18 protein-coding genes are annotated in these 21275 nt (G+C 60.7%); 12 read left to right on the top strand and 6 right to left on the bottom strand.

What is annotated here, in order from left to right; genetic code table 11:
• Positions 1–4: 4 nt before the first annotated feature.
• The 3 genes from MU846_RS01350 (at position 5) to MU846_RS01340 (ending at position 4078) form a co-directional block, all read left to right on the top strand.
• Positions 5–1501, top strand: a complete 1497-nt coding sequence (locus MU846_RS01350; protein WP_246947471.1) for an aldehyde dehydrogenase family protein — start codon at positions 5–7, stop codon at positions 1499–1501.
• On the top strand, positions 1498–2682 hold the full coding sequence (locus MU846_RS01345; RefSeq protein ID WP_246947469.1) for an amino acid deaminase/aldolase: 1185 nt from the start codon (positions 1498–1500) through the stop codon (positions 2680–2682). The genes MU846_RS01350 and MU846_RS01345 overlap by 4 nt, the downstream gene beginning before the upstream one ends.
• A gap of 214 nt (positions 2683–2896) precedes the next feature.
• Complete coding sequence (locus MU846_RS01340; RefSeq protein ID WP_246947467.1) at positions 2897–4078, top strand: multidrug effflux MFS transporter; 1182 nt, start codon at positions 2897–2899, stop codon at positions 4076–4078.
• Positions 4079–4368: 290 nt separating this feature from the next.
• On the opposite strand, the gene MU846_RS01335 is transcribed toward MU846_RS01340, so the two are convergent.
• Positions 4369–5415: an NAD(P)-dependent alcohol dehydrogenase gene (locus MU846_RS01335; protein WP_246947465.1), complete on the bottom strand. Its 1047-nt coding sequence runs from the start codon at positions 5413–5415 to the stop codon at positions 4369–4371.
• A gap of 154 nt (positions 5416–5569) precedes the next feature.
• Here MU846_RS01335 and MU846_RS01330 point away from each other — a divergent pair, with 154 nt between their 5' ends.
• The 4 genes from MU846_RS01330 (at position 5570) to MU846_RS01315 (ending at position 9826) form a co-directional block, all read left to right on the top strand.
• Positions 5570–6541, top strand: a complete 972-nt coding sequence (locus MU846_RS01330) for an alpha/beta fold hydrolase (protein WP_246947463.1) — start codon at positions 5570–5572, stop codon at positions 6539–6541.
• A gap of 178 nt (positions 6542–6719) precedes the next feature.
• Positions 6720–8093 carry an oxygen-independent coproporphyrinogen III oxidase gene (gene hemN, locus MU846_RS01325; RefSeq protein WP_246947460.1) on the top strand — a complete coding sequence of 458 codons (1374 nt, stop codon included), beginning with the start codon at positions 6720–6722 and terminating at the stop codon, positions 8091–8093.
• 29 nt (positions 8094–8122) lie between these two features.
• Positions 8123–8881, top strand: a complete 759-nt coding sequence (gene fnr, locus MU846_RS01320; protein ID WP_306799175.1) for a fumarate/nitrate reduction transcriptional regulator Fnr — start codon at positions 8123–8125, stop codon at positions 8879–8881.
• Positions 8882–8884: 3 nt separating this feature from the next.
• A complete protein-coding gene (locus tag MU846_RS01315) occupies positions 8885–9826 on the top strand; it encodes a universal stress protein (RefSeq protein WP_246947459.1) in 942 nt (313 codons plus the stop codon).
• A 42-nt stretch (positions 9827–9868) separates the two neighbouring features.
• Here the strand turns inward: MU846_RS01315 and yaaA are convergent, their stop codons facing one another.
• A complete protein-coding gene (yaaA, locus tag MU846_RS01310) occupies positions 9869–10648 on the bottom strand; it encodes a peroxide stress protein YaaA (RefSeq protein WP_246947457.1) in 780 nt (259 codons plus the stop codon).
• Between the two features lie 100 nt (positions 10649–10748).
• On the opposite strand from yaaA, the gene MU846_RS01305 reads away from it, so the two are divergent.
• Positions 10749–11264 (top strand): hypothetical protein, encoded by a 516-nt coding sequence (locus tag MU846_RS01305; RefSeq protein WP_246947456.1) that lies wholly within the window; start codon positions 10749–10751, stop codon positions 11262–11264.
• A gap of 141 nt (positions 11265–11405) precedes the next feature.
• Entirely contained in the window at positions 11406–12254 is an 849-nt protein-coding gene (locus tag MU846_RS01300) for an MBL fold metallo-hydrolase (protein WP_246947455.1), read from the top strand.
• Between the two features lie 20 nt (positions 12255–12274).
• Here the strand turns inward: MU846_RS01300 and corA are convergent, their stop codons facing one another.
• Positions 12275–13225, bottom strand: coding sequence for a magnesium/cobalt transporter CorA (gene corA, locus MU846_RS01295; RefSeq protein ID WP_246947454.1), 951 nt, complete (start codon positions 13223–13225; stop codon positions 12275–12277).
• A 120-nt stretch (positions 13226–13345) separates the two neighbouring features.
• Between corA and MU846_RS01290 the strand changes: the two genes are divergently transcribed.
• Entirely contained in the window at positions 13346–13954 is a 609-nt protein-coding gene (locus tag MU846_RS01290) for an alpha-ketoglutarate-dependent dioxygenase AlkB family protein (protein WP_246947453.1), read from the top strand.
• Here MU846_RS01290 and MU846_RS01285 read toward each other — a convergent pair.
• Positions 13951–15174: a spore maturation protein gene (locus MU846_RS01285; protein WP_246947452.1), complete on the bottom strand. Its 1224-nt coding sequence runs from the start codon at positions 15172–15174 to the stop codon at positions 13951–13953. The two genes, MU846_RS01290 and MU846_RS01285, sit on opposite strands and share 4 nt — an antisense overlap.
• A gap of 72 nt (positions 15175–15246) precedes the next feature.
• Here MU846_RS01285 and MU846_RS01280 point away from each other — a divergent pair, with 72 nt between their 5' ends.
• Positions 15247–17382 (top strand): carboxy terminal-processing peptidase, encoded by a 2136-nt coding sequence (locus tag MU846_RS01280; protein WP_246947450.1) that lies wholly within the window; start codon positions 15247–15249, stop codon positions 17380–17382.
• Positions 17383–17509: 127 nt separating this feature from the next.
• Here the strand turns inward: MU846_RS01280 and MU846_RS01275 are convergent, their stop codons facing one another.
• Both MU846_RS01275 and MU846_RS01270 read right to left on the bottom strand, forming a co-directional pair.
• Complete coding sequence (locus MU846_RS01275; protein WP_246947449.1) at positions 17510–18652, bottom strand: oxygenase MpaB family protein; 1143 nt, start codon at positions 18650–18652, stop codon at positions 17510–17512.
• Between the two features lie 158 nt (positions 18653–18810).
• Positions 18811–19623, bottom strand: coding sequence for an alpha/beta fold hydrolase (locus tag MU846_RS01270; RefSeq protein ID WP_246947447.1), 813 nt, complete (start codon positions 19621–19623; stop codon positions 18811–18813).
• 127 nt (positions 19624–19750) lie between these two features.
• Here MU846_RS01270 and MU846_RS01265 point away from each other — a divergent pair, with 127 nt between their 5' ends.
• Positions 19751–21166, top strand: a complete 1416-nt coding sequence (locus MU846_RS01265; RefSeq protein WP_246947444.1) for an ABC1 kinase family protein — start codon at positions 19751–19753, stop codon at positions 21164–21166.
• Positions 21167–21275: the final 109 nt, after the last annotated feature.

The following is a 21275-nucleotide window of genomic DNA, read 5'->3' as shown; positions in this document are numbered from 1 at the left end:
GAGAATGAATACACGGATTGATGCAACCGCGATACTCACTGATGCTCGCCAGGTGGCGCAGGCCTTGCGCGAGGTGCCTCTGGCCGCACGCGTGAAGGAACTGCGCAGGCTGCTGGCAAAGCTGCGCGACCAACGCGAGGAGGTGATCGACCGGATCGTGGCGGAAACCGGCAAATCGCGCACCGATGCGCTGGTGTCGGAGGTGATGGGCACGCTGGATTACCTGCATTGGCTGGCCGGGGCGGCGCCCGGTGCGCTGTGCGAACAGCGGGTTTCCACACCACTGGCATTGTTCGGCAAAAAATCACGCATCTGGCACGAGCCGTTAGGTGTCGTGCTGGTCATCACGCCGTGGAATTACCCGCTACATATTGCTTTGACGACTATTGCCACGGCCTTCGTGGCGGGCAACGCGGTACTTTTGAAGCCCTCCGAGCACACACCACTGGCGGGCTTGTTCGAGGAGCTGGTGGCTGATCTGCCGTGGCTGTCGCAGGCGTTGACGGTAGTGCAGGGCGACGGCAGCTGTGCGCAGGCGCTGATCGAGGCGCGGCCGGACAAGATCTGCTTTACCGGCAGCACCCGCACCGGCCGCCGGATTCTTGCTCAGGCTGCACCATTGCTGATTCCAGTGGAGCTGGAGCTGGGTGGCAAGGATGCGATGCTGGTGTTCGACGATGTGGATCTGGGCCGGACGACTGCCGGCGCCCTGTGGGGCGCTCTCACCAATGGCGGGCAGTCCTGTACGGCAGTGGAACGCTTGTATGTGCAGCGAGGAATTTACGACGAGATGGTGAGTCGGCTGCGGAGCGGCATTGATGCGCTGGTGGTCAATAGTGGCGACGAAGGTGACGCGGACATCGGCGCCATGACCACCGGTTTTCAATGCGACATCGTCGAGCGTCACCTGGACGATGCTCGCGCAAAGGGCGCCGTGGTGCACGGCGGCGGGCGCGTGTCAGGCACGCATATGCTGCGCCCGGCGCTGGTGACTGGGATGACCGACGATATGCTGCTGATGCAGGAAGAAACCTTCGGCCCGGTGCTGCCGGTGCTGCCATTCACCGATGAGGCAGACGCGATCCGGCTCGCCAATAACAGCCGCTTCGGCCTCAGCGCCAGTGTCTGGAGCAAAGACCTGACACGCGCCCGGCGTGTGGCCGCAGCCCTGAACGCCGGCGCGGTGTCGATCAATAACGTGATGCTCACCGAAGGCAATCCGGCATTGCCCTTTGGCGGCGTGGGCGAGTCCGGCTACGGCCGCACCAAGGGCGTGCAGGGGCTGCTCGGCATGACGCGCTCGAAAGCCGTTCTGATCGACAAGCAAAGCCGCAAGATCGAAGCCAACTGGTTCCCGTATACGCGCCGCAAATATCAGCTGTTCGGTGAGCTGGTGCGAGGTCTGTTTGGCCATGGGCTGGGGGCGCTGATCCGCTTTGCCCGCGCCGGGATCACCCTGGAGAACACGGCACAAAAACCACGGCAGCCGGAGGACAAATGAGCCAGCGATACGCTCAGTATCAGAGCGCCCTGCGCCAGCAGACGTTGCCGGCCGTGCTGGTCGACATGGAGCTGTTCGAGGCCAATTTGCGCGCGCTGCTCGCGCGCTCCGGCGAGCTGCCGTTGCGTCTGGCAACGAAATCCGTGCGCTGTGTAGCGTTGTTGCGCGAGGCACTGGCCTTTGATGCGCGCTGCCAGGGTTTGCTGTGTTTCCATGCCAGTGAAGCTGCGCGGCTGGCCAGCTTGGGATTCGATGATCTGGTTGTTGCTTATCCGACAGTGCAGCGGCAGCCCTTGCGCGAGGTCTGCGAGCAGCTGCGCCAGGGCCGCCGGATCACGCTGATGGTGGATGATGCCGCGCAAGTGGCGCACATTGCCGCCGTGGCACAGGAAGAACAGGTGCGGATACCACTGTGCCTGGATGTGGACATGTCCTGGCGGCTGCCGGGGCTCAATTTCGGCGTATTTCGCTCGCCGGTGTGGAGCGTTGAGGTTGCGCTGTCGTGTTTTGCAGCAATCCGCGCACAGCGTGGCGTCGTGCTCGAAGGCGTGATGGGCTACGAAGCGCAAATCGCGGGGCTAGGTGACGCGACACCGGGGCAACGGCTGCGCAGTGCTCTCATCCGGCGTTTGAAGGCAGGTTCGATCCCTCGCTTGCAGGCGTTGCGAAGCGAGGTGGTAGCCGCATTGCGCGATGCGGGCGCAGAACTGCGGTTCGTCAACGGCGGTGGTACCGGCAGCCTGGAGAGCACCAGCGCAGACGCAAGCGTTACCGAAGTGACGGCCGGCAGCGGCCTCTATGCACCGGTCCTGTTCGATCATTACCAGGCGTTCAGGCACCAGCCGGCCATGGTGTTTGCGTTGGAAGTGGTGCGCCGGCCGCAACCCGGCATCGCCACATGCCTGGGCGGTGGTTACATTGCATCGGGGCCAGCGGGAGAGGACAGATGGCCCACCCCGGTGTGGCCGGCGGGGCTTTCTCTGCTGGCAAACGAGGGGGCGGGGGAGGTGCAGACGCCGGTTACCGGCCCGGTGCTGCCCGAGATCGGCGAACCGGTATTGTTCCGGCATGCCAAGGCGGGCGAGTTGTGCGAGCGGTTTGAACACTTGCTACTGTGGCGTGCCGGTGCTGTGCAGAGCAGCACACCGACTTATCGAGGCGAAGGCTGGCACTTTATTTAGCGCTTTATTCAGCACTGGAATTCAGTGCCGGGTTGCTCGAGCTACATTGCACCGGTTTAATTTTCAGCTACTTCATGCCTGCGTATGTTTTATCCGGGCACGCTGGTGCGAGCATGTTCTATCTGAGCCACACGTAGCTCGACGCGGCTTTTATCGAGGATTTACGCTCCCGATGGCAAAGCGAGGTATCCTTGTGCCTTCGCAGGGGAGCAGTATGCATACAGTGACACCGGGCCGTCTGGCCCTGATTCTCGGCACGCTGGTGGCGATCGGCCCACTGGCAATTGATACCTACCTTCCGGCTCTGCCGGCCATGGCACAAAGCCTTGGCACCACCGTCGAGCGGGTGGAAACCTCGGTGGCGTTGTATCTCATTGGTGCAGCGTTCGGGCAGCTTTTCGGCGGCCAGTTATCGGATCGTTATGGCCGGCATCCCGTTGCTTACGCCGGGCTTGCACTGTTTGCTGCGGCAAGCATCGCCATCTGCTTTATCACCAACCTTCAGCAACTTCTATTGTTGCGGATATTACAGGCTCTCGGCGGCGGTGCTACCGTGGTCATCGCGGCAGCCTCTGTGCGGGATTTCTATGCCGGCCGCGAAGCGGCCAGGGTGCTTACTACCATCGGTCTGGTGATGCTGGTGGCGCCGCTCCTGGCCCCTGCAATTGGTGCTGTAATACTGCACAGCGTGCACTGGCAGGGCATCTTCGTCATGCTGGCCGCCTACGCTGTGCTGCTGGTGGTGTTGCTTTGGCGCGCCTTGCCACCCAGGCCGCCACGCCCGGCCGCGGGCAGGGGAGGCATGATCGCAGCCTACGGGCGAGTGTTGAGCCACCGCGTGGCGCTGGGTTACATCCTCGCCAACGCGTTCGCGTTTTCCGCCATGTTTGTGTTCATCACCGACTCGGCTTTTCTTTACATGGAGCATTTTCAGATATCCAGCCGACTTTTTCCGGTGTTGTTTGGCGCTAACGTGGTGGTGATGCTCGGTCTCAACAGACTGAACATCCTGCTGCTGCGCCATTTCGAGAGCCCGCGGATGTTGCAGGCGGGCCTGCTGCTGCAAGGGCTGGGCACGTCGCTGTTGCTGATCCTGGTGCTACTTGACGCGCTGACATTGGTGCTTACTGTGCCGCTGGTCATGATCAGCTGCGGCGCTGTGTCGCTGGTGATCCCGAACGCCATGGCCAGCTTTCTGTCATTCTTCGAGCAGGATGCCGGCGCTGCCACCGGGCTCAGTGGCGCCTTGCAGTTCCTGCTGGCCGGCACCATTGGCGCGATGGTAACGATCCTGCATACCGGCTCGGTACTACCGATGGCATTGGTGATGGCCGGCTGTAGTGCTGTGGCAATACTGGCGTTCACGCTGCTGACTCGGCAGCGTGTGGCTGTTTAGCGAGCGCTGCCTGCCGGGAGATGACGAGATCGCACCGGAAATGAAGGAAGAATGAGGGGGCGTCGGCGTTAACGTAGTTACTGTTTCTGTACGTTATTTAACATAATAACCATTATGCGAAGTTCGCTGTTGGGACAAGAGGGCATTCAAGCTCCTGTCGCACGGCCACTAGAGCGCTGTTTTTCTCTCACTCGTGTCTCACTCGCTGTATCTTGCTTGCTGATTCACACCGCTACCGGGCCAGACCCTGGTTTCATCGTGGCTGGCCCGTGCGTGTCCAGAGCTGTCTTTCAGAGCGTTGCGCAGTCGATCACGAACCGGTACTTCACATCGTTGCGCTGCATTCGGCTGTAAGCGGTCTCGATATCCTGCATCGGGATGGTTTCGATATCCGCGACGATGCCGTGCTCGGCGCAGAAATCCAGCATCTCCTGCGTCTCGCGGATGCCACCGATCAATGACCCGGCAATCGCTCGGCGGCGAAAGATCAGTGCGCCTATATTGGGTGACGGATGGGCATGCTCGGGCACGCCGACCAGGGTCATGGTGCCATCGCGCTTGAGCAGGTTCAGCAAGGCATCCAGAGAATGGCTGGCGGCCACCGTATTGAGAATGAAATCGAAGCTGCCGGAGTGTGCCGCCATTTCGGCGCGGCTGCTGGAAAGGATAACGTCGTCGGCGCCCAGGGCGCGGGCGGCCTCTCGTTTGTTCTCCGAGCTGGTGATGGCCACGGTGGTGGCGCCCATGGCGCGGGCAAGCTTGATGCCCATATGGCCCAGACCGCCGATCCCGACGATGCCGACTTTCTGGCCCGGGCCTACCCTCCAGTGCCGCAGCGGTGAGTAAGTGGTGATGCCGGCGCACAGCAGCGGCGCCACGGCGGCGAGTTGATCTTGCGGATGGCTGATGCGGAGCACGAACTGCTCGTCGACAACGATACGCTGCGCATAGCCGCCCAGCGTATGCCCCGGCGGGTCGTCGGTGGCGCCATTATAGGTGGCGACAAAGCCGCTCTCGCAGTATTGCTCCAGCCCCTCGGCGCAGGCCGGGCAAGTGCGGCAGCTATCCACCATGCAGCCGACACCGACGATATCGCCCCTCTTGAATCGGGTCACGGCATCGCCCACCGCAGCCACATGGCCCACAATCTCATGGCCGGGCACGCAAGGATAAAGGGTGCCCGGCCATTCCGAGCGCACCTGATGCAGATCCGAGTGGCAGACGCCGCAGTAGGCAATCTCGATCTGTACATCGTTGGGGCCCGGCTGGCGCCGTTCTATGGTCAGAGGTTCCAGCGGACGATCAGCGGCATGGGCGCCGTAAGCTTTGGTGGTCATGGTCGGCTCCGTGAGGTGGTACAGGGCTGCCATTATGGCTCCCTGCGCATGGCAAGTTCAGCCAGTTTAACGGTATTGTGCCCCCCTCGCCTCCGCGTCGGCGTTGCGCCGGCGCGGAGCATCCTCCAGACAAGAAATGGGGCAAGGAATCCGTATGTTTCAGGTGATCAGGTATCTCGTGGGTGCCGTGCTGGTACTGGTGCTGGCGGTGGCCATTTATATCGGCCTCAACTGGGCACCGGACAAGCCCGTTTCGGAACTGGCCGGGCGCTGGGCCGCCCCGCCCTCCACGTTCATTGAGGTGATGGGTATGCAGGTGCATGTGCGCGATGAAATGGCAGCCGGCGCCAATCCCGATGCAATGCCGATCGTGCTGCTCCATGGCACCTCGGATAGCCTCCATACCTGGGGTGGCTGGGCGGAGGTGCTGCAGGCCGAGCGCCGTGTGGTGCGCTTTGATCTGCCGGGCTTTGGGCTGACCGGGCCCTTCCCGGCTGGTGATTACAGCATTGAGCATTACGTTCGCTTCGTGCTGGCGGTGATGGATACGCTGGATATCCCGCAAGCCATCATTGCCGGGAATTCCTTCGGTGGCCACCTGGCCTGGGAGGTCGCTTACGAGGCACCGGAGCGTGTTCCCGCCCTGGTGTTGGTGGATGCGGCGGGCTATCTGTTCGAAACAGAATCCATGCCGATCGGATTTCGTATCGCTCAGATTCCGGCGCTGGCGCCAGTGATGAACCGGGTACTGCCACGCGGGATGGTCGAATCCAGTGTCCGTAATGTGTACGCAGACCCCGGCAAGGTGACGCCGGAGTTGGTGGATCGCTATTACGAGCTGACCTTGCGCGAAGGTAACCGTGCGGCGTTGTCCGCCCGCTTCCAGCAAGCACGGGGGCGCTCGGATGCCGCCGAGCGCCTGGCGACGTTGCAGATGCCTGCGTTGATCCTCTGGGGGGGCCAGGATCGCCTGATTACACCGGAAAGTGCGTTGCGTTTTGAGCGGGATTTGCCTGCCGGCACGCTGCACATGTTCCCCGAGTTGGGCCACGTGCCGCAGGAGGAGGACGCTGCGGCGACTGTGGCAGTGGTGCGGGAATTCATCGCAAGCCGCGAGGTGCCGTGAGGATTCTTACTCATTTATTGGTGTTTTCCCCTTTTATAACAGTGAGGTAGCTGTATAAGTTAATGTTTTTTATAGGTGTCTGCATTCTTGATTTGCATCAAATATGCAGCCTTCACCGGATGCCATGATGTCTGCTTGCTGTGATAGCGGGAGATATGGCGATGTTGGTGGAGGCTGCATGAGCATCTGGGATACCGAGATTATTCAACGTTATGGTGGGCCGGGCCCTCGGTACACCTCCTACCCCGCCGCGACCTGCTTTCACGAGGAGGTGGGCCACGACGATTATGTGGCGGCGGTGCGGGCCGGAAACGAAGCTCGCCGGCCGCTGTCGCTCTATATGCACCTCCCTTTTTGTGAGCATGTCTGCTTCTACTGCGCGTGCAATCGCATCATCACCGGCGACAAACGCCTCAGCGCGCCTTATCTGGACACTTTGCTGGCGGAGATGGCGCAGAAGAGTGAGCTGGTGGATGCTCAGCGGCCAGTCGTGCAAATTCACTGGGGTGGTGGTACGCCGACATTTTTTGACGATGGTCAGCTGACGCGCCTGATGCATCATACAGGGCGCCATTTTCGGCTGCTCGATAATGATCGCGGTGATTACGGTATCGAGCTTGATCCGCGCACCGTCAGCCGGGCACGGATCGGCCTGCTGCGCGGCCTCGGTTTCAATCGCATCAGTCTCGGCGTGCAGGATCTTGATGCGCGGGTGCAGCAAGCGGTCAATCGCGTGCAGCCCTATGAGCTGGTGCGTGAAGCGTTCGAAGCCAGCCGCGATTTCGGCTTCCGCTCGATCAGTGTCGATCTGATCTATGGCCTGCCCTGGCAATCAGAATCCAGCCTGGCCAGAACTATCGAACAACTGCTGGCGCTGCAACCGGATCGGATTGCACTATATAACTACGCGCATCTGCCTGCACGGTTCAAAATCCAGCGGCAGATACCCGAAGCGGCGCTGCCGGCACCGGCCGAAAAGCTACGTATGCTCTCTCGTGCGGGGACTATGTTTGCCGAGGCCGGGTACCTCTTTATCGGCATGGATCACTTCGCCCGGCCGGACGACGATCTGGCAAAAGCGCAGGTAAATGGTATCCTTCACCGTAACTTCCAGGGTTATAGCTTGCACGGAGATGCCGACCTGCTGGGCATGGGTATCTCCGCAATCAGCCAGATCGGCGCGCTGTACGCCCAGAATCACCGCCATATCGAGGGCTGGCAAACGGCCGTGCAGCGGCAGAAAATGCCGGTTTCCCAAGGTTACCTGCTGGATCAGGACGACGAAATTCGACGGAATGTCATCATGGCACTGCTGAGCCACATGAAGGTGGACTTGCAGGAGCTTGGTGCGCGCTGGCAGGTGGACGCAGCAAGCTATTTCGCAGCGGAGCTGGCATCTTTGGCCCCGCTGGAGCGAGACGGGCTGGTGGAGTTCGATGGCCGTACCCTGCAACTGACCGCACCCGGTCGCCTCGCCGCTCGTGCTGTCGCAGTATGTTTTGATCGTTATCACAGCCCCTCGGAAACTCTCCGCTTCAGTCGGATTATCTGACCGGGCGGGATGATCACAGGAGCCGTTAAATGAACGTCCGCATGGCGATCACGCCACCATCACGGGAGATTCCCTTGGCCGCCCGAGTATCCTGTAATGATTGCAGCCTCAGCCAGATCTGCCTGCCGCTGGCGGTCGAGCCCGAGCAGCTGGATGAGCTTGACCGTATTATCCGGCGCGGCCGCGCGCTCAAGCGCGGCGAGCATCTCTACCGCGCAGCGGATTCGTTTGAAGCCGTGTATGCGGTGCGCAGTGGGGCATTGAAAACCTATGCCATGTCCGAAGACGGTGACGAGCAGGTGACCGGCTTTTATCTGCCCGGCGAGATTGTCGGCATGGATGGCATCAGCACGGCGTACCATATCTCCTCAGCCAAGGCGCTTGAAACATCGACAGTGTGCGAGATCCCGTTCGCGCATCTGGAAAAGCTCTCGATCAAGATCCCCAGTTTGCAGCATCATTTCTTCAGCCTGATGAGCCGCGAAATCCAGGAAGACCGTGCGCTGCTGATGCTGCTGAGCAAGAAATCCGCTGATGACCGCATCGCTGCCCTGTTCACCACCATGGCGGCACGGCAGGAGCGTCGCGGGCTGTCCAGCCGGCTGTTCCGGCTGCCGATGTCGCGTTACGATATTGGCAACTATCTGGGTTTGGCGGTGGAAACCGTAAGCCGTATTTTTACGCGCTTCCAGCAGCAGGGGCTGATCCGGGTGCAAGGGCGGGAGATCGAGATACTCGATAGCGAACGCCTCTGCGGCGACAGCCGCCTACAGATCATCAAGGATTAGTGTATGCAGCCTGTATTGGTAGTGCTGGATCATCAGCTCACCGTGGCGCAGCCGGCGCTGACCAAGGGCGTGCAGCTTGCGCGTGCCATGAACGCGCCGGTAACGGTATTTGTCAACAGTTACTCCGCGCCGCTGGTGCGTGCCACGGGCAACGATCAGGGCAAGCTCATTCAGGCGCGTACATCGGTGGAGCATGGCTGGCAGGCGCGCATCGAAGCGTTGCTTGAGGAGCTTGGGGATGACGCGGCGGGGGCGGATATCCGTATTGTCTGGGGCAAGGATGATCGCGCCGCACTGCGCGAAAGCATTCTGGAGATCGCGCCACAGCTACTCGTGATCCATGCGGAGAGTGAGCAGGCGGCGCTGTCGCGGTTACTGCTGACGCCCCGGCACTGGCACCTGCTGCGTAATGCGCCCTGCCCTGTGCTATGCGTGGGTGATACCCCGTGGAGTGGCGAGGTGCCGGTGCTCGCGGCGGTCGACCCGGATCACGACGAAGGTCGCCTGGAAGGGCTTAACGCAGCCATCATGCGTGCCGCCCGCGAGGTGAGTGATCTGCTTGATGGTGATCTGAAGATCGCCCATGTGATCGAACACCCTGACGAAGCACTGATCCTGATCGCCGGCGAAGCGATCCCCTCCTATCTGGATACCTCCGGCAACCTGCGTGATTATTACCAAAGCCGCCTGCAAGCACTGGCCGAGCAGGCCGGGCTGGGCGGTGGGCAGCATGTGTTGCTGGAAGGCTCCCCTGCTTCTGCTCTGGCGGAGTACCAGCGTCGCCATGCGCCGCTGCTGTTGGTATTGGGCAGTGTGCATCGAGGCCCGCTGCGCCGCCTTCTGCTGGGCAGCACGGCAGAAAAGATCGTGCTGGAAGCCAGCGGCGATATCCTGGTGGTCAAGGAACAGGATTTCGTCACGCCGTGGCAATCCAGCGACCACTGAGGCTTACAATCGAAACTTGTTATCAAGACCTGCCATTGAGCCTTATTGCGCCGACTCTTTGCGCCTGAATAGCAAGGTGTCGGCGTTTGACCCTGCGGCGTGGAAGCGATAGCCCGCCACATCGAAGTCTTGCAGCGCCTCCGGCTCGGTAATGCCGTTTTTCAGTATCCAGGCTGCCATCAGGCCCCGCGCCTTCTTTGCATAAAAGCTGATGATCTTGTACTGCCCGTTTTTCTCGTCATGAAAAACCGGCGTGATAATGCGTGCGCGAAGTTTGGCCGGGCGCACCGCCCGGAAATATTCATTGGACGCCAGATTGACCAGCACATCGGCGCCAGCGGCTTTCAGATCTGCATTGAGTTGCTCGGTGATTTCGTCACCCCAGAACGCGTACAAATCCTTGCCCGCGCGATTGGCAAAACGCGTGCCCATTTCCAGCCGGTAAGGGCGCATCAGATCCAGCGGGCGCAGCAACCCATAGAGGCCGGAAAGAATCCGCAGGCGCTGTTGCGCCGTCTTGAGCTGTTCGGCATCGAATTGCTCAATGGCCAGGCCCGTGTAGACATCCCCCTTGAAGGCGAACACTGCGGCGCGGGCATCGTCCATGCTGGCCTCGGGACGCCATTCAGCAAATCGGGCCGCGTTCAGGCCGGCAATTTTATCGCTCACCTTCATCAAGGTGCCGATGTCTGCGGGCGTCAACTGGCGCAAGCCTTCCACGAGTTCGGCGCTACGCGCCAGCATGCGTGGCCTGGTGTGGCGCAGCGGTGGCAGTGGCGATTCATAATCCAGCGTTTTGGCAGGCGAAACTACTATCAGCATGAGCTACCCCTTACGATACTGAGGTGGGAGTATAGCAGGCCGCGCGCGGAGGCTCCCGGATACGGCTTATCAAGGGGCAACAGACACAAGGGGTACAAATATGCTTCGGATTTTACTGGTTTGTGCGGGGCTGATCGCCATAGCCACCGTGCTCTGGAGCAGTTGGCGCGTGGATCGTCGCCTGTTCGCCTTTGTGCTTGTGGTGGTGGTAATTGGTGCGACATTGTTCGGCGTCGGCTACTGGCACTCGGCGGAACAGGGCATGGTGCCGGTCGAGCCGGCGGAAATCGAGGTGTCGGTGAGCCAGGCACGCGCTACGGAAACCGGCATCCGGCTCAGCGGCCGGGTGTTCAATCGCAGCTCGCTGCCGCTGGCACTGCTGCAAGGCCGTGCTGTGCTGGAAGAATGCACGCCGGAGTGCAGCCAAATCGGCGAGGCGAGCTTTATCGTGCGCCAGCATGTGCCAATCGGTGGCAGCTACCCTTATTCGCAGATCGTGCGGTTGCCGGCCAGCCTGCTGGCTGATCCACAGGCCGATGCAAAGCAGCAGCGCCGCTGGCGTATCGAAGTGTTGTCGGCCAGTGGTTATGCGAGCGCCGGGCGCACGGGTTCCTGATCTGTCGGCTGCCCTGCCAAGGTTGGCGCCATTTCGGTACGGGGCTGTGCCGTGCTCTGCCCGGCGCCTGTAGCAGGAAGTTTTGCCCCTGGCGGGCGAAAGGGTCACAATGCCGCCGTCCTGAAACAGCGCGAGCAGTCTATGAGCAGTCTGATCCCCGGCCAGCTGACCATTATCGCACCTGGCGTATGGCGCGTACTGGCGCAAAACCCCGGCATGATGACTGGCCCCGGCACGAACAGCTATCTGCTGGCCACCGATGACGGGCTGATCCTGCTGGATCCGGGCCCCAGCGATGAGCGCCATGCAGCACAGCTCCAGGCGGGCGCAGAAAGCATCGGGCTGCCGATTACGCAAATTGTAGTCACGCACACCCATCGTGATCATTCACCCTGCGCAGCGCTGTTTCCTTCCGCCCGCAGGCTGGGCCCATTGCCGCCAGATGATGGCTTGCAGGATGAAAGCTGGCAGCCGGATCAGATATTGAAGGATGGCGACACCCTGCCGCTGGCGCAAGGCGATACCTTGCGCGTCATCGCCACGCCGGGACATGTTTCCAACCATTTTTGTTATCTGATCGAAGGCACCGGCCTGCTCTTCAGCGGCGATCACCTGATCCAGGGATCGACAGTGGTTATCGCTCCGCCATCAGGCTCCATGGGGGCTTATCTGGATTCCCTGCGCCGGCTACAGAGCGAGCCGGTGCGGCTGATGGCGCCCGGTCACGGCGATCTGATCCGCGAGCCGATGGACTACATTGCCCACACGATTGCTCATCGCTTGCGCCGTGAAGAAAAGGTGCTCCGTTCGCTATCGCTGCATCCCGGCCGCCCGGTCAGTGATCTGGTCGCCAGTGTTTACGATGACGTGCCGGTGTTCTTGCACGGTGTGGCATCGATGTCGCTGCTGGCGCATCTGATCAAGCTTGAGCAGGAGCACCGGGCAGCGTGTGATGCCGACGAGCGCTGGTCGCTGGTGGTGCCGGGCTGATCTGTGCAGCAAGGGCTGGCCTAGAGCCAGCCCTTGTACTTGAAGTAGAGAAACGGCGCCAACCCCGACAAGAACATCAGCAGCAACGCAAACGGATACCCCAGCGCCCAGTCCAGCTCCGGCATCAGCCGGAAATTCATGCCGTAGACACTGGCCACCATGGTCGGCGGCAGAAATACCACCGCAGCAATCGAGAACGTCTTGATGATCTGAGACTGTTCGATATTGATGAAGCCTTGCGCAGTATCCATCAGGAAGTTGATTTTTTCGAACAGAAAATTGGTATGCGTCATCAGCGTTTCGAGGTCGTGCTGCATTTCCAGGCAAGTGGCGCGCCGCTCAACGTCATTGCGCAAGTGGCGTTGCAAGAAGGAGATCGAGCGCTGGGTATCCATCAGGCACAGGCGGGTTTTCCCGTTGTTATCTTCCAGTTTGGCCAGCCGGTCGATGGCCTCTTCCATTTGTGAGGTTTCATCCTCAAGCACCATCTGGCTGACGTTTTCCAGCTGGCGATGGATATTTTCGAGATTGTCCGCCATGTTCTCGACTTTCTGCTCCAGTACGCGGAGCAGAATGTCGAAAGGATCGTCCACCTTCACCCAGCCACGGCGGGCGCGCATGCGCATCAACCGGAAATCGGCGATTTCATTGTCGCGTACCGTTACCAGCTGATCGCTGGAGAGCACAAAGGCCACCGTGGTGGTGCGGTGGCGGCCCTCGCTCTGATACAGGAACAGCGAGTGCACGTGGATGCCCTGCTCATCAACGAAGAAGCGTGCCGAAGCCTCGATTTCTTCGACGTCCTCGATATCCGGCAGCCAGCCGCCATGCATCGAATTCAACAGCGCCAGCTCCTGTTCGTCCGGGGCCACGAGATCGATCCAGCGGGCGGATTCCAGGGCCGTGACGTCACTGGCTTGCTCCGCTCGCTCGCGCAGCACCCCGCCTTCTATATCAAAGTTGTACAACATACGTGGGTTCCATTAACTGATCGCGCGCGTATCCACCACATTGCCGAAGGCAGTGTAAAATGAGCCTGGCCAGCCAAGGGCCAACGCCCATTTTGCACGGCGACGGAGCCAAAGAACATCATGCAGACAGCACCAGGTTGTAAGCTCACTTTTCAGCCGTTGGCGGGCACGCCCGGCCTGCGCATCTGGGATGGTTTTTTGCCGGCACAGGAAGCGGATGCGCTGCTTGCTCACTTGCAGCGGGCCCTACCCTGGGTACAGCCCGAGGTGCATTTGTACGGCAAGCTGCGGCAGATACCGCGTTTGCAGAGCTGGCATGGGGACAGTTCGGCGCATTATCGTTACTCCGGCTTGCCGATGGCGCCGGCGCCCTGGACGACGGCGCTGGCTCGCCTGCGTGACCAGATCCAGCAGGTGGTTGGTCATCCCTTCAACAGTGTTCTGGCCAATCTCTACCGCGACGGGCGCGACAGTATGGGCTGGCATGCAGACAATGAACCGGAACTGGGCCAGGCGCCCTGGATTGCATCCTTCTCGCTGGGCGCCCGCCGTGATTTCGCTCTGCGCCAGGCCGGCAGCACGCGCACTGCGCTGCTATTGCCACTGCACCATAATCAGTTATTGCTGATGCCGCCGGCCATGCAGCAATGCTGGCAGCACGCCCTGCCCCGCCGCCTTCGCGTGCACCAGGCCCGGATCAACCTGACCTTTCGCTATATCCAGCCCTAGCCGAAAAACAGGTAGGTGGCCAGAATGGCGGTGCTCAGGCCGGCGAAATCCGATGCCAGGCCGCAGAACAGCGCGTGCCGCATGCGCACCACGCCGACGCTGCCAAAGTAGACTGCCAGCACGTAAAACGTGGTTTCCGTGCTGCCTTGCATTGCCGCAGCCATCCGCCCGGCCAGCGAATCCACACCGTGGGTGTGCATCACTTCAAGCATCATGGCGCGGGCACCACTGCCTGATAATGGTTTCAGCAGTGCCACCGGCAGCGCATCAACAAAGCGGGTATCCCAGCCGAACCAGGTGGCCAGGTGGCGAATCCCGTCAAGCAGCCAGTCGAGCACGCCTCCTTCACGCAGCACGGCAATCGCTACCAGCATGGCGACCAGATACGGTATCAGCCGCACTGCGAGCTCGAAGCCCTCTTTCGCGCCGTCGATGAACGTGCTGTAGGCGTCCACTTTCGCTCTATGGGCCAGCAGCAGAAAAAGCGCCACCACCGCTAGCAAAATACCATTACCGATAGCGCTCGAAAGCGTCGCCGCAGCCCCTTGTGGCAACATCAGAGCAACACTTCCCAGCACCAGCAACATCAGCAGCCAAAGCCCTGCGGCGGTCATCACCACCGGGTTCAACAGATTTATGCGCTGAATTCTTGCCGTCAGCCAGACGCCAACAAAGGTCGAGGCTGTGGTGGCCATCAGCATCGGCAAATAAATATCCGCGGGATCAGCGGCGCCCTGCTGGGCACGGTACATCAATACGGTCACGGGGATCAGCGTGACGGAAGAGGTATTCAACACCAGAAACATGATCTGGCTGTTGGTGGCCGTATCCGGCGTGGAATTGCCCTGTTGTAACGCCTGCATGGCTTTCAGCCCCAGCGGCGTGGCAGCATTGTCCAGCCCCAGCATATTGGCGGAGAGATTCATGGTAACCGGTGCCATGGCGGCTGGATTGTTGCGGCTTTCCGGCATCAGCCGGCCCAGCAGTGGCATCACCTTTGCCGATACCCAATCTGCCAGCCCGCTGCGTTCGGCCAGCCGAAACAGGCCAGTCCAGAGTGTCAAAATACCAATCAGGCCGATGCTCACCTGCACTGCGAGGTTAGCGGCACCAAACATTGCCTGCATGGTATCGGCCAGTGCCTGCGGGTCGCCGAGCAACGCACGCGCCAATGCGGCGGTGATTCCCAACAGTAAAAACCCTATAAACAAGTAGTGCATCCATCACCCCGTGTCGTACGCTGGATCATTACCTTATACTCAGTGCTTCATGCATGGCGAACGGTCCTGATAATGACGCGACGCACCACTCTGATTCGTAATTTCAGCATTCTGGCGCTGATTATAGCCGCAGCCCTCCAGGTCAGCGGCGCGCTGACGGTCAACCCGCGCCCCGACCCCGTGTCTACGGGCGGCCTGGCGCCTCTGGAAGTGCACGGCGCGGCGGCGCGCGGTATTGTCGAGCGCCTGCAAGGCCATTATCGACAGCTGCGGTTTGATGACAGCCTGTCAGAGAAAGTGTTCAACCGCTATTTGCGTGATCTTGACCCGCAGCGGCTGTATTTCCTGCAAGAAGATATCCAGGCGTTCGATCGTTACCGGCTGGTGATGGACGATCAACTGCGCAAAGGTGATCTTGCTGCCGGATACGATATCTTCAACCTTTATCAGCAGCGAGTCAGCGAGCGCCTGGAATACCTGCTGGCCAAGCTGGAGAAAGGGCTGGACGAGCTGGATTTCGGTACCGATGGCAGTGTTTTGCTGGATCGCTCGGAAGAGCCGTGGGCGGCAAGCCCGGAAGCAATGGACGATATCTGGGAGCGCCGGCTGCTCAACGCCGTGCTGAGCATGCGGCTGGATGGTGTCGAAGACGACGAAATCGCTGACCGGCTGAAGCGGCGCTACAGTAGCCAGCTCAACCGCATCCGGCAGAACGGGCCGGAAGATGTGTTCCAGATTTACATCAACGCGCTGACGCAGACGTTTGATCCGCACACCTCCTACTTCACGCCGCACAATTCCGAGAACTTCAATATCAGCATGAGCCGGTCACTGGAAGGCATTGGTGCCGTGCTGCAAGCAGAAGATGAATACACCAAGGTGGTGCGTCTTGTGCCGGGCGGGCCGGCAGCCAAAGCTGGCCAGCTGAAACCAGCAGATCGCATCGTGGGCGTGGCGCAGGAAGATCAGGAGATCGTCAACGTCATCGGTTGGCGCCTGGATGAAGTGGTGAATCTGATTCGCGGGCCGAAGGGCACCAGCGTGCGTCTGGAGATCATCCCGGCCGGCAGTGCCAGCGAGCACAATACGCGCGTGGTCGTCATTGAACGCAACAAAGTCATGCTTGAAGAACAGGCTGCGCAAAAGCGGGTGATCGAAATCGAGCGCAGCGATGATGAGCCCCTGCGTCTCGGCGTCATCCGTATTCCCGCCTTTTATCTCGATTTTGATGCCTACCACCGGGGCGATGCGAATTACACCAGCACCACAAGAGATGTTTCCCGCCTGCTGCAGGCGCTCAACGACGAAGAGCCCGGCATTGATGGCCTGGTGATTGATCTGCGCAACAATGGCGGCGGCTCATTGCATGAAGCCACGCAATTGGTATCGCTGTTTATCGGTGGCGGGCCTACCGTGCAGGTTCGTGATGCCCGAGGCCGCGTACAGGTGGAGCGCGACAAGGTGCCAGGCAGCCTCTATAGCGGCCCCATGGCGGTGCTGGTGAATCGGTTCTCGGCGTCGGCATCGGAGATTTTTGCCGGTGCCATGCAGGATTACGGCCGTGCCGTGATCGTCGGCGATTACACCTTTGGCAAAGGCACCGTACAGACCCTCCTGCCGCTTGGCCACGGGCAGCTGAAACTGACACAAGCGAAATTCTACCGGGTTTCCGGGTCGAGCAATCAGCACCTGGGTGTGGTGCCGGATGTGGAGTTGCCGTACCTGGTTGATCGTGAGGAAATCGGTGAAAGCGCACTGCCGAACGCGCTGCCCTGGGACAAGATCGATCCGACTCAGTACAAGCCCCACTTCAACCTGACACCATTGTTCAGCACCTTGCGTGAGCAACATGATCAGCGGCTGGAAGTGAATCCCGAGTTCGTTTATGTGCGGGAGCAACTCGCCCTGTTGCAGGAGCAGCGTGAGAAAAAAGCCGTATCGCTGAACGAGAAATTGCGCCGTCAGGAACAGGAGCGCCTGGAAAACCGGCGCCTGGCGATCGAGAACAATCGGCGCAAGGCCACGGGCGAGGAGCTGCTCAAGGATATGGCCGAGCTGCGGGCGCTGGATGAACAGCGCGCGCTGGACCCGGAGAGCGCCAACGACGGCGAAGACGACTCCCCCGATCCGTATTTGCTCGAAACCGGGCAGGTGCTTGCGGATCTCGTGCAATTGCTGCAAGACAAGCAGGTGGCGAAAAGTAACTGATGCAGGCTTAGGCGGGCCTAATGTGGCCCGCCTCAGGCTGCCGCCCTGCCCTCGCAGCTTCTTCTATTATCCATTTGCGCCTGTTGCGTCGCCTCCCGCGCGCCGGGCCGTATTTCCATGGCCGGCATCATGCCATCGCCCGAAAGCCCCAGCGGGCAGGATTATCCCCCAGCCCGGCTTTCAAGGTGCGGCGGCCGAGGGCAAAATTCATGTCCTCCAGCCGACGCAAGGCCGCGTCTGGCAACAAGCGGTGGCCGACACTGAGTGTGCTGACCGCTGTCCGTACCAGGCGCACTGCTGCCGCTGCCGGCACCGTGCTACGAATATTGAGATCGTCTGCCACGGCATCGCCAATCAGGTAGCGGCTGAACGCCAGCAACACATCGTAGGACAAATGAAAAGGCGGCTTGTGGGACATGCTGCGCAGCAAGGCTTTTGCCAGGCGCTCGCTATCCTCGGTGGGCTGATAAAGGTGCGAGGTCAGTTGCAGTGCGAGAATTTCCTGCTCTTCGATTGTGCTGGTCAGCAGCTCTTCCCGTACTCCCAGCACATGGCCTGCGTAGCGCCACATATAATGCATCGACTCATGTTCCCGGCGGTTGATCTGCAAGCCCAGACGCTTGAGGCCACGCACCACCATGAAGTCGAATTCGAGGATGGTGCCGGCCATGTCTTCCTGGTTGATCGGCAGGTCGTACAAGGCGGGGTCAAAACGGGGATTGTCGACAAGAAACTGGCGTACCGCGGCGTGCAGCAACCGCACCTCCATCAATGTGCGGTGCCCCAACCCGCCAGGCCGCAGGCCATCTTCGCCCACCAGATTGTGCAGCATTTGCCCGGTTTCGTAGATCCGGCGTGAGACATCTTTCTGTAACCGGCCCGTTGCCACCAGCACCTGGGCCGGTTTGTTGTGCGCATAGCCTTCGACCAGGCTTGAGCACATCAACACCAGGCCCTGGAGCGATGAATAACGCCGATAGACACGGCGGCCCAGCTCCATTTTTTCAAAATCGACCCATGCCGGCACGGTATGGCAATGATCCAGAAACGCCTGAAAGACGCCTCCTTCCGTGCGCGCCCGGCGCTCCACCTCATCCAGCAGCCCGGCCGGGCGCTTGAAACCGATCAGCGCGGCGCAGGCATCAGCCTCGGGGTCTTGCATCTGGCGATAGCGTGCCAGCCGCTCATGAGAGTAACGATCAAACCAGATAGCTTCGCTTGGCGTGACCGGGCCCGCCTTGAGCCGTGCCAGTTCTGCAGGAGTTGCCATGTGCCCTACCTCGTCGGAAAAAGCCGGGCGGGTGGCATGCAAGCAACTGCCGATTGCAGCCAGAACCCGCGAGTTCTGACAATCTAGTCAGCGCCTTGCCCACGGGTCAAGCAAGACGAGCCGAAGTCAACGGATACTTGATTCGTGTATAGCCGCGCTCAGCTGGCCGGCACGGTCGCGCAGCCCGGAGCAAGAGAGACCTGACTATTGAGGTGCTCGACCCAGTCAGTGACCGTAGCAGCGAGCCAGCGAGGTGCATCCAGCGCCAGATCGTGCCCGGCGTGAGGGTGCACGCGCAGCGCACACCGCCAGGCGCCGGAAAGTGTCACGGAGCAGGCTGGGTGCACGAGGCGATCACCGGCGCCGCTGGCGAGCAGCACCGGCACCGATGCGGGGAGCTGCGCAGGCGCCCGAAAGCGGATGGCGGCGCGCAGTTGCCGCAACGCATTGCTGCGCGAGGTCGGGGCTTCATGGGCAAGGGCAGCCCAGCGCAAGGCGATGGCCCGTTCTTCATCGGCTGCAAGCAGATTGCAAGTGAGCCGCAGGATCGCTTCTTCCCGTGGTAGCGGGTTCCGGGTGAACGCCAGATGCCGCAGCAGCGCAAGGTAGTTAGTGGCACGCAATCGCTGCCAGAACGGATTGAACCCGGCCGCGCTGGTGTTGATCAGCACCGCAGCGGCGATATCTTCGGGGTAGCGGCTAAGCCAGTTGACGGCCATCATGCCGCCCAACGACAGCGCCATGAGGTGATACGGCGGCTCCAAGCCTTGTGCTGCGGCCTGCCCGCGCAGAGCATCGACCATGCCTTCGACAGTATCCGGGCTGGGTTCGCGATACAGGCTGCCATTGCCGGGCAAATCCAGCGCATGCACGCGCGCTTGTGGCCTGGCCTCGGCCAGCATCGTTGGAAAATCGTCCCAGTGGCGAGACTGCCGTACCAGCCCTCGTAACAGAATCCATGTTTCGCTCATGATGCGGCTTCCTCCCTGTCGGCCCGGTAAAACCGGGCGCTTTGGCGGCATTTTTTCAAACCCCGTGCCAAAGTGCGCTAGAATCGGCTCCGCCCATCCCGTCCCGGAACCGGAGTATTTCCCCTGCATGACTCGTAAAACGGTAAAACGCGTCAAGACCGGAGCCTTTGAGCGTCGCTTTTCCCTCGCGCGCGCCGGCATTCTCGCTGGTGCACGTTACGCCACGCTGACAGCCAGCACTTATCTGGCACCGCGCGAGCAGCGCGCCGGCCGACGCAAGGCGATCCTTTCAAGCCAGGCACAAGAGCTCGTTACCGAACTTGGCAAGCTGAAGGGCTCGGTTGTCAAAATCGGCCAGATGATGGCGCTGTTCGGTGAGCATTTTTTGCCAGAGGAAGTCACGGCTGCTCTGCATACGCTCGAAAACAGCACTACCGCCCTCGAGTGGCCGGCCATTGAGCGCCACCTGCGAAAGGAACTGGGCGATCTCAAGCTGGCAGAGCTTGAGATTGATCCCGAGCCGATCGGTGCCGCCTCCCTGGGTCAGGTTCACCGCGCCGTACGCAAATCCGATGGCAAGGAACTGGTGCTGAAGATCCAGTATCCCGGCGTTGCCGATGCAATCGACTCGGATTTGCGGGCCGTTGTGCAACTGCTGCGCTTGAGCCGTATGGTGCCCATGACCGAGCAGTTTAATCAATGGCTCGATGAGGTGCGCGCCATGCTGGGACGTGAGGTGGATTACGATCTTGAGGCCTATACCACACGATACTTCCGGCAGCTGCTTCAGGATGATCCGCGTTTCGTCGTGCCAGAGGTATTTCCGGCCTACTCCACCCACAACATTCTCTGCCTGTCGTTCGAGCATGGCGTCAATGTCAGCGATCCGGCGGTGCTGGAACTTTCGCAACCACGCCGCAACTTCATCGGTCGCGCCATCATGGAGCTGTGCTGCCGTGAAGTATTCGAGTGGAACAAGATGCAAACGGACCCGAACTTCGGCAATTACCTGCTGCGACTTGGCGAAAGCCCGGAGCAGGATCAGATCGTGCTGCTGGATTTCGGTGCCATCCGGGATTTTGACGACGAGATACTCGGGCCGGGCCGCGAGATGATACGGGCCGCCTGGCACCATGACCGCAATCGCCTGGTGGCGGCACTGGATGCGCTGGGCTTTCTTGGCGAGGGGACGGCGCGCAAGGTGCTGGACGAGTTTGCCGGCCTGTGCTTCGAGGCCATCGAAGTGTTGCAGGACCCGGATCGCTTTCCACCGCCGGCAGAAGTGCTCAATGAGCGGGGCGAATACCTGTGGGGCAACAGCGACCTGCCGGCGCGAATTGTCGCACGAGCCAGCCGCAACGCGCTGTCGCGGCATTTCGACGTGCCGCCCAAAGAGTTCATCTTTCTGGCACGCAAGCTGCTCGGTGCTTACACCTTCCTTCATGTGATTCAGGCTGAAGTGCGGGGCAACACCATCCTGGAGCCTTTCCTGAGCATGAATGAAGAGGCCGATCAGGCGCTCGTTGCCAGAAGAAATTCTTAGAAACGACCGTGATGTTGACCTTTTTGCTCACTAATTGACCGCTTGGAGCAGAACGGCTCTCACGGCATTTGCCATACGCCCGATGTCGCAATAAGGTAGCACCCTGCCC

Source organism: Alcanivorax quisquiliarum (assembly GCF_023051175.1).
In the GTDB taxonomy this organism is placed as follows: domain Bacteria; phylum Pseudomonadota; class Gammaproteobacteria; order Pseudomonadales; family Alcanivoracaceae; genus Isoalcanivorax; species Isoalcanivorax quisquiliarum.
This window is presented reverse-complemented; position numbering and strand designations above follow the sequence as displayed.